Genomic DNA, 15238 nt, shown 5'->3' on the forward strand with positions numbered 1-15238 from the left:
CACGAATACTACGCACAACCTGATAAGTTGAATTTTAACTCAAATAATTTGAGTGGTTTGACTGGAATCAGCGTTGAAGAATAAAAACACTTAATTAGACCCAAGCAAACTATCTCCAAGGAGTTTAGCACTGATGGAAACAGCAGATGTGATTGTGATCGGCAGTGGTCAAGGAGGCATTCCACTGGCGACTGATTTTGCCAATGAGGGGCGTAAGGTTGTCTTGTTTGAGCGGGATGCTTTAGGCGGTAGTTGCATCAACTATGGCTGCACTCCGTCCAAAGCGTTCCTAGCTGCGGCTCATGCAGCAGGGCGGGCGCGCCAGAGCAAGAAGTTAGGCATCCACACGCAGATTGAAGTGGATTTTCCTGCTGTCATGGAGCGAGTTCGGGGAATCCGCAGCAGCTTTAATCAAGGGATTCACAAGCGATTGGAGAGTGCGGGTGTCAAAGTTATTTGTGCGGAAGCTTCTTTTGTGGGTGAACGGACGGTCAAAGGTGGGGATGTTACCCTTGAGGCTCCTCTGGTAATCATTAACACAGGCACGTCAGCGCTGATTCCTGACATTCCCGGACTTGCAGGAACTCCCTACCTGACGAACCGCAACTTCTTTGACTTGAACACCTTACCAGCCCGTTTATTGGTAATTGGAGGCGGCTATATTGGCTTGGAATTGGGACAAGGACTAGCGCGTTTGGGCAGTCAGACTGACTTAATTGTGCGGGGCGATCGCGTCCTTGATCGGGAAGAGGCTGATGTCAGCAAGGTCTTAGCAGAAGCATTAAAACAGGATGGGATTGGGCTGCACTTTGGAGTCAATGTGAATCACGTCGCCCACGAGAATAATGTGTTTAGCCTGACCCTGAGCAGTGGCGAACAACTCCAGGGAGAAGCGTTGCTGGTTGTGATTGGACGCAAACCTAATACAAGTCGATTAAATGCAGCCGCCAGCAAAATTGAGCTAGACGATCAAGGATTTATCAAAATTGATCAGCAGTTCCATACTACCTGTTCTGGAGTCTATGCGATCGGGGATGCTGCCAAACAGCCTGCCTTTACGCACGTTTCTTGGGAAGACTATCGTCGCTTAAAAGCAATTTTGTGTGGAGAAAACCGGACACGGAGCGATCGCGTCCTTGGCTATGCGGTTTACACAGAACCCCAGGTGGGGCGAGTGGGTATGACGTTAGAACAGGCTCAAAAACAAGGCATCAACGCGCGTGCTGTCACCTTACCCATGAGCCAAATTGCGCGGGCGATCGAGTGGGGGCATGACCTGGGATTTTATCGCATGGCGATCGACAGCGACACAGACAAAATCCTGGGAGCAACCCTGGTGGGGTACGAAACTGCTGAACTGGTGCATGTATTTTTATCCCTGATGGAAGCAGGAGCAACTTGGCAGTTGTTAGAGCGATCGGTTCACATCCATCCCACCTATGGTGAAGCTTTACCCAGTCTGGCACGATTGCTGCTTGGAGATAATATGCCAGGGTGTCCGAATATGTGAAAAGGTTTTATTGAAAGCAACGGGAAACTCCAGAGAGCAAGTGGCGTGGAGAGGGATAGTCGTCCCATTGCTTAGGGCATTGGGCATTGGGCATTGGGCATTGGTAATACCATTTCTCTAAATTCTGACTACAGATAATTCTCCCCTGCCCCCTGCTGTCCATGTGTAGCTATATTTTGGAGAATTGGTATAACTTCTTCCCCATGCCCCATTCCCCATGTCCAAAAACTCCATCCCACAAATGGCATAGAGTTTTAATTATGAATTATCAATTTTTAATTAGAAGCTGCCTTTTCTGCAACATTATGAATTATTTCTTCCAGCGTTTGGAGTAATTCTTGCTCATTGTAAGGTTTAGAAAAGTAAGCCCGTGCCCCTAATTGCATCGCTAGTTGCCGATGTTTATTGCTGCTACGAGAAGTCAGCATCGCAACGGGAATATTTTTTGTATCAACCTCTGAATTTATCTTACCTAAAAAGCCATAACCATCAAGACGAGGCATTTCAATATCACAAATTACCGCCTCAACTTTCAATCCACTATGGAGTTTTTCTAAAGCATCTTGACCATCTTTAGCTTGCTCTACTTGATACCCCCCTTTTTCAAGGGTTAAAGCTAAAAAGCGGCGAACATTAATTGAGTCATCTACAATTAAAATTGTGCCTTTCTGCTTAATAGATGTTGCTGATATTTTCTCTTCATCAAATATCAAGAACGGTGTTTTTAACCTTGCTGATGGTAATTGAGTACCTCTGGGAGTCCGCTGATTTGTAGCAATCCAATACAGTAACTCATTAACATTAACTAGTGGCACAACTCGACCATCACCGAGAATTGTGCAGTTGCTGAAGCCTTCAGGTAAAGGTATATTTCCCTCAACTTGGCGAATCGCAACTTCTTGTTCGCCCCAGCAACGATCTATTTGGATTGCGACTGGCTGATTATTACCTTTGACTACTAACACACTGTTAGTACTAATGGCTGCCGGAATTTCCAACTCTGGCGTATCGTAGCGCAGGCAATTAAACTCTAAATAACGAGTTAGGCGAATCAGTGGCAGCATGGTTCCTTGCCAATTTAAAACTTCGCTACCAGCCATCTCGAAAACTCGCTCGTCTTGCAGTAAAGATATTTCTGAAATCACATCTGTGGGAAATGCTAATAGAATTTTGTTGATTTCTACTAGCAGAACTCTGGCAACAGAAAGTGTAAAGGGTACTGAGAGGGTGAAGGTAGTACCAACTCCTGCTTCTGTATCAACTTTCACATCTCCTCGAATCAGTTTGAGGTTGTTGCGAACTACATCCATACCGACACCGCGACCAGATAATGCTGTAACTTGCTCGGAAGTGGTAAAACCTGGTTCAAAAATTAGCGATAAAAGTTCTTCATCACTAGCATTAGCAAGTAGAGAAACATCCAGTCCCATCGCTTGGGCGCGAGTACGAATTTTCTCTACAGAAATGCCCCAACCATCATCACGGATGGTGATGATAGTGCGATTACTACGGTGAGTAGCTGTAATTTCAATCAATCCTTGTTCTGGTTTACCCAAAAGGCGACGCGTGGTAGAGTCTTCGATTCCATGATCGAAAGCGTTCCTTAATAGGTGCATTAAAGGTTCGTTTAAAGCTTCTAAAATACTGCGTTCAATTAAAGTATTGCCACCTTCAGTTTTTAACTGAACATTTTTCCCATACTCGACATTTAAATCGCGCAAAGCTCTCGGAAAACGTTCGATTAAATCAGACAGCGGCCGCATTCGGATGTGATTTAGTTTAGTTTGTAACTGTTTTGATGTTTTGTTTAGTTTTCGAGCAATATGGTCTGTATCATCTACACTGAGTTGCACATCTGTTGTCACTTCTTGTACCTGAACAATGGTTTCCATAACTTCCTGCGAGCGCAGGTTTAATTCGTTATAGCGATCCATTTCTAAGGCATCAAACTCTGTGTTTGTACCTTGTACTTGGTGGCCATTTCCAGCTGGCATCTGTGCCCCATTAGACATGGTAGCTTGAGTGGAAATTTTATCGGAGACGATACGTAATTCTTGGTTTTCGCGGTCGAGAACTTGGACTCGCTGGTTGAGGTTACGAACGAGTTTGCGTAATCTTTCTAGTTGTGAATTTAACCCATTACGCTGAACAATCAGTTCGCCAAATAAATCATTAATTTGCTCTAGTTGTTTGCTGGAAACTCGGACGCTGTTTTCATGAATTTCTCGTTCTTTCCCAATGGCAACTGGCTCTCCTTTGCCTTCGCTAAATTTGGCGTCTGGAGGATTGTCTTCTCTAGCAAATATTATATTGTGCTCGGTGACATTGACAGCATTTACCTCATCGGCAAATTCTGCATCTATAAATGTAAAATTAGCTGCGATTGCTTCATCTTTAGTCCAAGTTTCTGGAGTGATCTCTGCTTGCCAAACCTGTGTTGACACCGCTTCTGTGTCGATGACATCTGTAGGAAAAAGCTGTGGTATCACTTCTGCTGGTAATAGTGGCTGAGATTGCGTAGAACTACTCAAGTCAATTGCTGTAGGCAAGTTATCTAACTGATTTGTCAGCACCAAAGCTTGCGATCGCCGCCATGTTTGCAATGCTAATTGGGCAATTTCAGGAATGCGCTCACTGCTAGCAGTTTCCAAATGCTGCGTTACCGACTCACAAAGCTTGCTAAAAGCTGGTAACTGGAGCATTTCCCCTAAACCACCTAGTTCAGCTGCCAGGATCGTAATTTCTTCATGCAATCCAGGCTGTTTGGTATCTGCCAATATAGATTCTAGACGCTGCAAACACTCTTCTACTTCTGTGGCAAATAGCAAAGGGATAACGTCTTGCCCATCCTCTGGGGATAGTATAGTTGAGGCATCTTCCGGGGTGGGGTCGCCCAAGCGATCGTGCAACTCATCAAAAATTGGATAACAAAAAGTTGCTAACCACTGTTCTTCAACAACATTTCCTTCTGCAAGTAATTCTACAATTTGACGCAGCCAGTCAACTCCAGATAGTAACAAACTTTGCAACTGAGTATCAATTTCTAAAGAGTTTTTTTTAGTTTTTAAAACTTTAAAGGAATCTTCCAGACGGTGAGATAAATCACTTAGTGATTTGAATCCCATCATCGCTGCACCACCTTTAATAGAATGAGTGGCCCGGAGTGCAGCATTGATTTTATCCAAATCGATGCGGTTACTAGTATCGATTTCTAGCAATACCCCTTCTAAGGTATTTAAGTAATCTGTTGCTTCTTCTAGAAACTGCATCTGGATTTCTAGTTCTTTGTCTTGTAGCATGGTTTTTGTCCTTAGTCATTGTTTATTGGTCATTAGTCATTGGTCATTGGTCATTAGTCATTGGTCATTGGTTTTAGTAAAAGGACAAATGACAACGGACAAATAACAAAAGTCATTATTCATTGGTCATTGCTAAAAGGACAAATAACAAAAGTCATTATTCATCGGTCATTAGTAAAAGAATAAAGGACAAAGGACAAAGGATAAATGACAAATGACAACAAATGACATTAACTAACTTTGAAAGCCTCAACAGTCTCTTGCAACTGCTGGGAAATGTCCACAGTTTGTTGCAGAGATTGGGAAACTTGATGAGAAGAATCGCTGGTGCGTTGTGATATAGCAGCGATATCTTTCATCAATTGGCTAACACTTTGCGATGTTTCCACCTGAGATGCTGTTGCAGTAGAAATCGATTGCACTAAGGAATCAATTTGACACGATACATCTAAAATTTGACTTAGACTTTGTTTCGCCTCCTCTACAATTCGAGTACCTTCTACCACTTGGGTAGTGCCTATTTCCATTGCTTGCACCACTTCACTGGTTTCTCGTTGGATATTTTCAACAATTTGCTCAATTTCTTGGGTTGCTGCGGCACTCCTGACTGCTAGTTCGCCGACTTCTTCAGCCACTACAGCAAAACCTTGACCTTCTTCACCTGCACGTGCTGCTTCAATACCGGCATTGATGGCTAATAAGTTGGTTTGAATCGCGATTTGGTTAATCAAGGAAACCACGCGAGAAATTTGTTGCGAAGACTCTCCCAAACGTTTCACTTTTTTAGCAGTTTCACCCACAGTTTCCCGCAAAGAGAGGATATTTTGTACTGTCAAATCCATCGCGTGTCCGCTATTGGTGGCGGTGTGAGCAGCATGGTTAGCAATGAAGGCAGCTTTTTCGGCACTTTCGGCTACAGCTTTCATTGATTGGGTCATTTGGTCAACAGCATCAAGGGTGCGGTTGATTTCAGCAGCTTGGGTGAGTGCTTCCTCTGCTAAATGGCGGATGGCTCCTTCGTTAGAGCCAATGGCACTATTCACATGAATAGCAGCTTGTTTAACTTGGGTAACAATATCCCGGAGGCTTTCGACAATGGAGTTGAAGAAATCGGCAACTGTACCAATTTCACCTGCGGTTACGTCTGCACGCACTGTCAAGTCACCTCTGGCTGCACCTTCTACGTCGTTGAGTAGTTGTAAAAGTTGTTGTTGCAGTATTTCGTTTTCTTGCCATTGTTCGTTTGATCCGGTTACAGCAACATTTCTGACTTTTTCTATCTCTTCTAATAATTTGGCTTGTTCTAAGGCATAGCCGACTTGAGTTGCTATCTGTTGAAACAAGTCAATTTCCGGCTGTTGCCAAACACGAGGAGTTTCGCAATGATGAGCTATTAACAAACCTAAAAGTTTTTCTTGGGCAAGAATCGGTACGATCAAATTACCTTTGACAGCAAATTTTTCTAACAGTTGGATGTAACTGTCGGCATTTTTCAGGCTTTGGTCTTGATGAATATTGGCAACCGCTTGCACCTCTTTATCGTGATAAGTTTCTAGATAATGTTTCCGAAAATAGGGGTGATCAATTTGTACTCCCAGCATTTTTGGCCAATTATCAGTTACCGCTTCCGCAACGACAACGCCAGCCAAAGTACCTGGATTCAGACTATAAATGATTACTCGGTCTGTTTTTAGGATTCGCTGAACTTCTTTGACTGCTGCGTGATAGATATCTTCAGTTTTAAGAATTCTCCGAATTCGTAGGGTAATATCTGCTAGTAATTTTGCCCCTTCAACGTCCAGTTCTTGTTGCTGTTCCTTTAAGACCTGCAATTGTTCGGCCATCAGATTAATATTTGCGCTCAATAACCCTAATTCGTCTTCTCTTTCAATTTCCAGACGGGTATTAAATTTACCTTGACCTAATTTTGCTAATGCCGCAGTTGCATTCAGAATCGGCTGTGTAGTCAGTTTAGCTAACTGAGATGCGATCGCACCCACAATCAATGCTGTGAGTGCTGTACCAATGGCTATAGTCCACAATAATTGTCTTTGCGGTTCAAATACAGTTGCTGTGTCTGTGGATAAAAGTACCTGCCAGTTTAAATCTGGTAAGCCATCTATAGTACTAGCTGGTACATAGCTGACTAGTTCTTGTTTTTTGTGAGTTTTGGGAACTTCTATAAAACTATCTACCTTTTTGGCTGCTAGCAGTTTAGGTAAATTAGAATACTCTCCCTTGGCCTGTTTCCCTAATAATTTTTTTTGAGAACTTAAGAAAACTGTTCCTGAAGCATCGAGCAAATTGTATTGCTGTCCGTTGGCTGCGTAGTTTTTGATGACTTCCTCTAAAGATTTTCCCGGCATACGTGCTTGTACCACGCCAACAGTTTGGCCCGTCCTTGTCTCTTTCACAGGTGCAGCTAGATAAATACTTACAACACCAGTATTTTTTGCTGCTTCCGGTTTGCTGATGACAGGAATATCTTTTTGTAAAGCATCTTGAAAATAGGTACGGTCTTTTTGATTTTCCAGAGGTTCGCCTGAGGACTGAACAATCAAGTTACCTTGGCGATCAAAAACAGCAATACTGTCATAAGCTTTGTAGGCTTCGATAACCCGATCTAGGACTGCTTGCTTTTCTTGAGTAGTGATATTGACACCAGCTTCAGAACTTGTTAAAAATAGCAAGTTTGATATTACTTGAATATCAGCGTAGCGTCCCAGCATAAAGCGGTTAACTTTATCACTTAACCCTATGGCATGGGCTTGTTGAGATTGGGTAATTTGCTTAGTAATGGATTTGTTAGCAAAACCAAAAGCGATCGCACCGATGCCCAAAACTGGTATTGTACCGATTGCGATCGCTAAAATAGTCGCTTTCTTAACTAATCCCAGCCTTGTAAAAGAGGCAATAGCCTGATTTAGAGAAGAATTATTAGCTGTTTCAGTAGTAGTCTTAGTTGGTAGCTTTACGACGCTACCAGTAATTTTTTGGGATGAAATCAGCGATGCTCGATTTTGAACACCACTACCTTGATTTGCGTTAGTTTTATTAAACATAAAAGTAGTTCTCCTAAGTGTGTGAATAAGAACACTAAAAATCTTTTTTTTAGTAGTAAACCCTAATCACTGCGGAGAATAGAAGACTGCACAATCGCCTGTGCATCTAATACTAGTAATATTTCTTCCTGTTGCACAACGCACCCACATAAATAAGGAACTAAACTGGATGCCACTTGTCCAATAGGAGAATGAATCTCATCGACTATGAACTTAGTTGTACCTTTTATTTCTTGTACAACTAAGCCCAACACTAATGATTCCACTTGAATAATGATTACATTGTACTGTCGTAGTCGATAATCTAGGGATTCTAAATTGAGCATTCTTGGTAAATCAACTACCCAAATTATCCGACTCCGCCAATTCATTAATCCTAATATGCAGGACGACATATTTGGTATTGACGTAATAGATTCAACAGCTACCAGAATTGCTTCTTGCGTATGCCTCATTGATAAAACAGCAGTTGTTTGTTGATTTAGCTGAAACTTCAGATAACCATCTGCTAAATTATTTGAAATTGGTTTTGAAGAAAGAGTAATGTTTGTACTAGCCATTGATTCAAATTACCACTGATTTAATAGTATGTAAGAGATGTTCGCGGGTGTAAGGTTTAGTTATATAGGCATCTGCACCTTGTCTCATTGCCCATAAACGGTCAATTTCTTGATTTTTAGAACTACAAACCACAATCGGCACTTTTGTAGTAATCGGATTTCTTCTCAGAGAACGACACAATTCAAATCCACTCATTTCTGGCATTACTACATCAGTAACGATCGCATCTAGTTTTTCTAACACAGCTTTTTCTAAACCTTCTTTTGCACCACTTGCTTTAATTACGTTGTAACCACTCTCTTTGAGATAATGGCTCATTAATTCCAATTCACTGGGAGAATCTTCTACAATCAAAATTGTGCCAAGCAAAGTCAGGCTCACTATCAAATCTCCTAAAAAAATAAATTAAACATATTGTATTATTTTCATTTACCTTGTTTTAATCAACCAAGATACTTAAAAACCATTTTTAGTAATTCTGATTGTGTAAAAGGCTTAGTTAAATATCCTGACGATCTGACCATTTTAGCCTTTGCTCTGTCGATAAATCCTGTTCTACCAGTTACCATAACAATCGGTGTATTTTTAAAAGCTGAATGTTTCCGCAATAAGGAACATAGTTCATAGCCATCTAGACTTGGCATTTCAACATCTAGTAAAATCAGATCGGGTTTACTCCGCAAAATTTGCATTAAAGCTTTTACCGGATCGTTGATCGTGACAACTGAAAATGTATTTTCATCCAAAAAATGCTTGATGGAATTTAAAACTGTTTGGCTATCATCAATGCAGGCAATTGTATATAGTTTTTTGCCAACAGGTAGTTGAATATTTTTATTATTCTCAGAAATATCAAAATTGATTGGTATTGGCAATTTTTGCCCAAGCTTTATTTGCAGTTGTGACTGAACTTGAGAACTCCCACCAGCCGGAATTGATGACTGAATATTTTGCCGATTTCGTAACTGCTTTTGACAGTGTTCAACAAGTAACCGTAAATCCAGATGACAGAACTTTGGTAGCTCATCCAAAGAGCTTTCTGGACTGAATTCATAGCTACCTTCTTTTAAACACAGAAATGATTCCATTACTTCTTTTGCTAATTCATCTATCAGGCTTCCTGCTTGCACAGAGGTAATATAGTCCTGATTTACTAACCAACAAATAGCTTGGTAATCCGCATTTAGTATTGATTGATGTTCATTCTTCGTCTCAAACATCAACCGTATCTGTACGCGAGTAGCACTGTTGAGAGCAGGAATTTGCTGACTCAAGCGCCGTAAGTGACTGTCAAGGCGCTCAAATAGTTTATCTGAATAGGAGGCATAAGTAAGTTTACCGTCCTCTAGATAGATTGACCAAGAAACTATCTCGGTAAATACGCTTAAGCAACCCGTAGCACGCCGACTAGTTAATTGTGCCAACAGAGATAGCGGATGTAGTTTCTGGAACAACCTGTAGCTACCTATAGGAGTTGTGCTCATTTTGCTTTTACTTCAGCTAAATTCGATACGTGTAAGCTAAATTCGTGTAGAGTTATTCCACAATTAAAATTAAGTAAAAAATATTAAACATTTGTATTTTTAAATACATCAATTTACATCTAGGTTTGTGGTGAAACTCAACGGGAGTAGCGTTATTTTCAGATGAGCAAATCTTAGTAAATTCGTAAATTGTGATTAATTTACTTAGTGTTACTGAGATTGATCAACATCTTTTGAGAAATAAGACATAAAAATGTCAAGACTAGATGAAGCCACTTTCCATTGAGTAACCCTCATCTGACCACAGGAATAATACTGATTTTGTTGATGGTAATATATTTGAACTTCTGTATTTACACTTAAAAAAGATCTAGTTTTTAAACAATTCAGGACAAGATGAAGCCACTTTCCATTGAGTAACTTCATATTGGCAACAGTAATAATACTGTTTTTACGAGAGCAATAAATGTATTTTTTACTATTTACATTTAAAAATGTAGATTAAGCAGAATGTAAAACTTATCTTTTGTAGGGTGTTTTACCGCCGAGGTACTGCACGGAAAGTACTCAAAATGATACGTTACGCCCTTAATAGATCATACCTACGAAAATTGTCGGTTATTAAATCCACTAGAACTTGTGCACTTTTACACATTGGCTATCATTTGGAGAACAGACTTTTTAAGCTAAAAGTCCTGCTCTGCCTCGTTCACAGGCATAGCCCATCACAAACATCTTTTCAAATATTCTCTTATATTTGAAGCTATGCTGGCGAAATATATTTTTATTTAAGCGATATTTAAATAGACTGGTAACTATCCTTGAAGTTTTAACTCAAATATAAGTACCAGCCTAGATAAGGCAATTTAATTTATTAAAATGCGGATGAAAGGACTTGAACCTTCACTCCTTTCGGAACTAGAACCTAAATCTAGCGCGTCTGCCAATTCCGCCACATCCGCATCAGTTTACTATCATACCATAACAAATTATTTTTGGTAATAGGAAATAGGAACTGGACAATGACGGAGCGGAGCAAAAGTTGCAGTAAGTCTTCTTCCAGTGCCCAATTACATAACCGCAACACGAGGCAGACGATGCTTGAATCCACAGAGAATTTCCCAAGAAATAGTGTTTAATTGTTTTGCCCAGTCGTCCGCTGAAATTTGTTCTTTTCCCTGCTCCCCTAATAAAGTGACTACTTCTCCTTCTTGGATATTGGGTATGGCACTTACATCCAGCATCAACTGATCCATTGTAATTGTCCCGATTTGCGACACGCGCTGACCGCGAATTAACGCCTGCATTTTGTTGGAAAGACTGCGAGGAACACCATCAGCATAGCCAATTCCCACGACGGCGAGGCGAAGTTCACGCGGGGCAATAAATTGATGGCCGTAGCTAACACCTGTTCCAGCGGCAATTGTTTTAACTTGGGTAACTCGTGCCTTAAGTTCCAAAACAGGCTTGAGGTCGATCGCATTTTGTAAATGTGGTGCTGGATAAAGTCCGTAAACAGCTAAACCTACACGCACCATGTCGTAGTGCAATGATGAATCTGTGAGTGCGGCGGCTGAGTTTGCCAAGTGCAAACAAGGTACTTGAATTCCCAGTGCTTTGATTTGAGCGATCGCATCTTCAAATCGTTTATGCTGTTCTTCCATTACCGTGGTATGGGGATCGTCTGCTGTCGCCAAATGAGAATAAATACTAGCAATGTCAAGATGTGGTAATCGCTGCACTAATTGCAGAAATTCGCCAGCCTGGCGCCAATCTGTTCCCAATCTAGACATTCCTGTATCTAATTTAATGTGTACAGGCACTGGAGAACCATGATTCATCGATTCTAGGGTATCAGAAAATACTAAAGCTTGTTTAGGACTACAGAGTGTGGGCTGAAGTTTCCATTGGGCGATCGCATGAATCTGCTCTAGTGTATGAGTTGCCCCTAAAATCAAAATGGGTGCTTGAATCCCGCCTTCTCGCAATTGAATAGCTTCTGGAACAGTAGCCACTCCCAGCCAACTAGCTCCCGATTGGATGGCAATTTGAGCGACTGTTACCGCTCCATGTCCATAGGCATCAGCTTTTACTACTGCCATCAACTGGGTACGCGGCGATAAAAACTGCACCAATTGCTTTACATTGTACGACAACGCCTCTAAATCAATTTCAACCCAAGCTCGTTGCGAAAACCACGCGTAGGTATCGCACTGCTGATTAGGAACTACACCAGGGATTTGTTTGCGACTTAACATTTGTACTGACTCCTATCCCGCCACGGCTAAACTTTCAAGTTATCTATCTATACACGCTCTTAAAAGCGAGATCAGATTAAATAGGAAGTTTAACCTTCAGATTGGAACCGATACAAGATGTTGCGGCGCTAAAGTAGAAGTTAAGAATTAGAAGTAAATCTTACAGCTCAACTTTTCACTTTGTTCTTCTCTACGAGACGCTGCGCGATTGTGTTAGTCTACGTAATTTCTTATTAAAGTAAAAAATTTTACTTTATAACTAATAACTTAATTTCCAAATTCTCTCCCAAGTATAATTTCTTCTCATCTCCCTAGCAGGGTGTATTTGTGTTAATATATTGTAAAACTCATACCCTGAGCGCAAATAATGGGGAAGGTTTTAGTCTTAAACGCCTCTTACGAACCTCTCAATATAACGAGTTGGCGTCGTGCTGTAGTTCTTTTAATCAAGGGCAAAGCAGAACGCGTGGAACACAATGGTAAATTTCTGTACACGGATTTCCCGTTGCCGACCGTGATCCGGTTGCGTCATTATGTACGCGTTCCTTATAAAGAAATTCCTCTAACTCGCCGAAATATATTGCACCGTGATGGTCATGCCTGTCAATACTGTGGTTACACAGGGGATGAGTTGACGCTAGACCATGTAATACCGCGATCGCGCGGCGGAGGCGATACTTGGGAGAATATTGTTACCGCTTGTGTCCGTTGTAATGTCAAAAAAGGCAGTCGGACTCCCCACGAAGCTCACATGCCTTTACGTCATCCTCCGCGCCAACCTTATAGTAGTCTTTATTTCGAGGTCAGCAAACATCTTAAGAGTGGACTACACACAGAGTGGCAAAAGTATGTTATAGGTCTTTGAGCAAAAAATTAGAGCAGCAAAGGCAAAAGAAGAAATACCCTCTTTCCTTAAGACATAGCCAATAACTTTTAGTAGTTATGGAGTGTTAAAAAATTGGTGGCTATATGGCTTGCAATGAAGGTAATTGTATCAACTATCAAGCTTTCAAGTTTGTTGTGTGTATATATAGTTTCCCCTTTGCTCTTTATTTCCCTGTCTTTTGCCTTTTACATCGGACTTTACTCTAAATTCTCAGAATTTTCAAAGGGGATACGAAACACGTGTTGTTCATCCAAAAATAATTGTTAATTGCTCGATAGTCACAATAATGAGAATACTAAGTATAAAAATATTTCAAAGATCAAAGACTAATTTTAAAGTATAAAATAGAGGGTAGACCCTAAGTTAGATGAAAATCACCCTAGTTCAATTTACGAAAGATAAAAAAACTCCTAAAACATATTTATGCCGCCACATACAGCCAGAAGTTAGTTGATTGTTAAGCGCTGTTACTGACAAGAAGTATACTTAGATGTATAGTGCAATGTCTTAAGATTTTTGCGAAGATCGTAATTAATGTGGCTAAATTCAGTGAATTGCTGCTCGTAGTATTTCTGAATTAAAGGAGCCTCACACTTTAAAAAAGTTCCCTATGTACTTTAATTCTCCCGTTACTCAGTTTGAGAGTTTGTCATCGGCCACAGAGCCAAACCCAGAGGAACCTGAAATAGAAAAAGCGCCAGTGGAAGTTTCATTTAAAACTCCCTCATTACCGCCATCAGTAGGTGAAGGAGCTATATATCTTAGTCAGCGTAGTAATTCTCTGGCACAACAAAAGTCAGAAGAACTGCAAAAAACCCTTTTGGCACACCGACATGATCGCCAACTGGTAATTCTGCAAGATTTTCCTGATCCTGATGCCCTTTCCTGTGCCTGGGCTTACCAGTTAATTGCCCAGCAATATGATATAAAATGTGAAATCATTTATGCTGGCGCATTAAGCCATCAAGAAAATATTGCTTTGGTAAGGCTGACTAATTTACCTATCCAACGCTGGACGCCGCAAACCTTGAAAACCAAGGATTTGTCATGTTACCAAGGTTTTGTATTAATTGATAATCAGGGAACTACTTCACAACTACTGTCAGCAGTGCAGCAGGCTGGAATTCCCCTAGTAGTCCTGATCGACCATCACAGTATCCAAGGCGATCTGCAATCAGAGTTTGAGGATATCCGTCCTTATGTAAGAGCGACGGCAACAATTTTTACTCAATATCTGCAAACGGGATTATTGGCATTAGATAGCAGCATAAATCAACACGTCAAATGCGCTACTGCCTTGATGCACGGCTTGCGATCGGATACAAATCGGCTCATGCAAGCTCAAGAAGAAGATTTTATGGCAGCTGCGTATTTAAGCCGATTTTATGACGCCCAACTGCTGAATGCCATTTTACAGGCGAACCGTTCCAAGCGGGTAATGGATGTGATCGAGCGATCGCTAAAAAATCGCATCGTCCAAAATAACTTTTCCATTGCTGGTGTTGGTTACCTACGCTACGAAGACCGTGATGCCATCCCCCAAGCGGCTGATTTTCTCGTCACCGAAGAAAATGTCCATACCGCCGTAGTTTACGGCATTGTTCACGATGAAGACGAAGAATTAGAAATAGTCATTGGCTCCCTGAGAACCAGCAAACTCACCCTTGATCCTGATGAATTCATCAAAGAAGCTTTTGGGCAAGATAGCACAGGGCGCTTTTTCGGCGGTGGAAGAACAAGCGCAGGTGGCTTTGAAATTCCGATGGGCTTCTTATCTGGCAGCAACGAAAATTCCGCTTATGCGAAAATGAAATGGGAAGTATTCGACGCTCAAATTAAGCAAAAACTGTTGAGGTTAGTTAATCCCAGAGACAACCCGATTCAGTCGGAGTAAAGGGAGATCGAGGAGATGGGGAGAACTCCTAACTTATGCAGCAGTCAAAGTGTTTAGTCAGATAGCGTCCCTAAGTCATTCGCGATTAACATATTTCCCGACTTTTGTTCTCAAAAGTCGGGAATTTTGATCTTTTCACAAAGGCTGAACTGATTGAGGATGTAGTTCGTGCTTAATGTAAAGTAGGTAGACTCCTAAGAAACACATTCCGTAGCGTTGGAAATAGGGATGAGCTCTAAGCCAAAAGCTTGAGCTTTTATCTTCAGGTTTTTAAGTATCCGGTC

The 15238-nt window shown here is 41.2% G+C and carries 9 protein-coding genes and 1 tRNA gene; 3 read left to right on the forward strand and 7 right to left on the reverse strand.

Going from position 1 to position 15238, the window contains the following annotated elements; all coding sequences use genetic code 11:
* The first annotated feature begins 133 nt into the window (after nucleotides 1–133).
* Nucleotides 134–1510: a dihydrolipoyl dehydrogenase family protein gene (locus tag V7K89_RS33085; protein WP_335194951.1), complete on the forward strand. Its 1377-nt coding sequence runs from the start codon at nucleotides 134–136 to the stop codon at nucleotides 1508–1510.
* A gap of 275 nt (nucleotides 1511–1785) precedes the next feature.
* On the opposite strand, the gene V7K89_RS33090 is transcribed toward V7K89_RS33085, so the two are convergent.
* From V7K89_RS33090 to alr, 7 genes are all read right to left on the reverse strand, one after another.
* The gene (locus tag V7K89_RS33090) at nucleotides 1786–4809 is read right to left on the reverse strand and encodes a hybrid sensor histidine kinase/response regulator (RefSeq protein WP_335194953.1); all 3024 of its coding nucleotides are present in this window, start codon (nucleotides 4807–4809) and stop codon (nucleotides 1786–1788) included.
* Nucleotides 4810–5039: 230 nt separating this feature from the next.
* Complete coding sequence (locus V7K89_RS33095) at nucleotides 5040–7871, reverse strand: methyl-accepting chemotaxis protein (RefSeq protein WP_335194955.1); 2832 nt, start codon at nucleotides 7869–7871, stop codon at nucleotides 5040–5042.
* 62 nt (nucleotides 7872–7933) lie between these two features.
* On the reverse strand, nucleotides 7934–8431 hold the full coding sequence (locus V7K89_RS33100) for a chemotaxis protein CheW (RefSeq protein ID WP_335194957.1): 498 nt from the start codon (nucleotides 8429–8431) through the stop codon (nucleotides 7934–7936).
* 4 nt (nucleotides 8432–8435) lie between these two features.
* Nucleotides 8436–8813 carry a response regulator transcription factor gene (locus V7K89_RS33105; protein ID WP_335194959.1) on the reverse strand — a complete coding sequence of 126 codons (378 nt, stop codon included), beginning with the start codon at nucleotides 8811–8813 and terminating at the stop codon, nucleotides 8436–8438.
* Nucleotides 8814–8875: 62 nt separating this feature from the next.
* Nucleotides 8876–9916, reverse strand: coding sequence for a response regulator (locus V7K89_RS33110; RefSeq protein WP_335194961.1), 1041 nt, complete (start codon nucleotides 9914–9916; stop codon nucleotides 8876–8878).
* An 880-nt stretch (nucleotides 9917–10796) separates the two neighbouring features.
* A tRNA-Leu gene (locus tag V7K89_RS33115) sits at nucleotides 10797–10878 on the reverse strand.
* A 108-nt stretch (nucleotides 10879–10986) separates the two neighbouring features.
* Entirely contained in the window at nucleotides 10987–12174 is a 1188-nt protein-coding gene (gene alr, locus V7K89_RS33120; RefSeq protein ID WP_335194963.1) for an alanine racemase, read from the reverse strand.
* Nucleotides 12175–12541: 367 nt separating this feature from the next.
* Here alr and V7K89_RS33125 point away from each other — a divergent pair, with 367 nt between their 5' ends.
* Both V7K89_RS33125 and V7K89_RS33130 read left to right on the forward strand, forming a co-directional pair.
* Nucleotides 12542–13039: an HNH endonuclease gene (locus V7K89_RS33125; RefSeq protein WP_094349059.1), complete on the forward strand. Its 498-nt coding sequence runs from the start codon at nucleotides 12542–12544 to the stop codon at nucleotides 13037–13039.
* A gap of 631 nt (nucleotides 13040–13670) precedes the next feature.
* Nucleotides 13671–14954, forward strand: a complete 1284-nt coding sequence (locus tag V7K89_RS33130; RefSeq protein WP_335194965.1) for a DHH family phosphoesterase — start codon at nucleotides 13671–13673, stop codon at nucleotides 14952–14954.
* Nucleotides 14955–15238 lie beyond the last annotated feature (284 nt).

Origin of the sequence: Nostoc sp. (genome assembly GCF_036917515.1) — a bacterium.
Classification (GTDB): domain Bacteria; phylum Cyanobacteriota; class Cyanobacteriia; order Cyanobacteriales; family Nostocaceae; genus Nostoc.

Coding starts and splice junctions, on each gene's coding strand:
- V7K89_RS33085 (WP_335194951.1), top strand. CDS start 134: ATGGAAACAGCAGATGTGATTGTGATCGGCAGTGGTCAAGGAGGCATT.
- V7K89_RS33090 (WP_335194953.1), bottom strand. CDS start 4,809: ATGCTACAAGACAAAGAACTAGAAATCCAGATGCAGTTTCTAGAAGAA.
- V7K89_RS33095 (WP_335194955.1), bottom strand. CDS start 7,871: ATGTTTAATAAAACTAACGCAAATCAAGGTAGTGGTGTTCAAAATCGA.
- V7K89_RS33100 (WP_335194957.1), bottom strand. CDS start 8,431: ATGGCTAGTACAAACATTACTCTTTCTTCAAAACCAATTTCAAATAAT.
- V7K89_RS33110 (WP_335194961.1), bottom strand. CDS start 9,916: ATGAGCACAACTCCTATAGGTAGCTACAGGTTGTTCCAGAAACTACAT.
- alr (WP_335194963.1), bottom strand. CDS start 12,174: ATGTTAAGTCGCAAACAAATCCCTGGTGTAGTTCCTAATCAGCAGTGC.
- V7K89_RS33125 (WP_094349059.1), top strand. CDS start 12,542: ATGGGGAAGGTTTTAGTCTTAAACGCCTCTTACGAACCTCTCAATATA.
- V7K89_RS33130 (WP_335194965.1), top strand. CDS start 13,671: ATGTACTTTAATTCTCCCGTTACTCAGTTTGAGAGTTTGTCATCGGCC.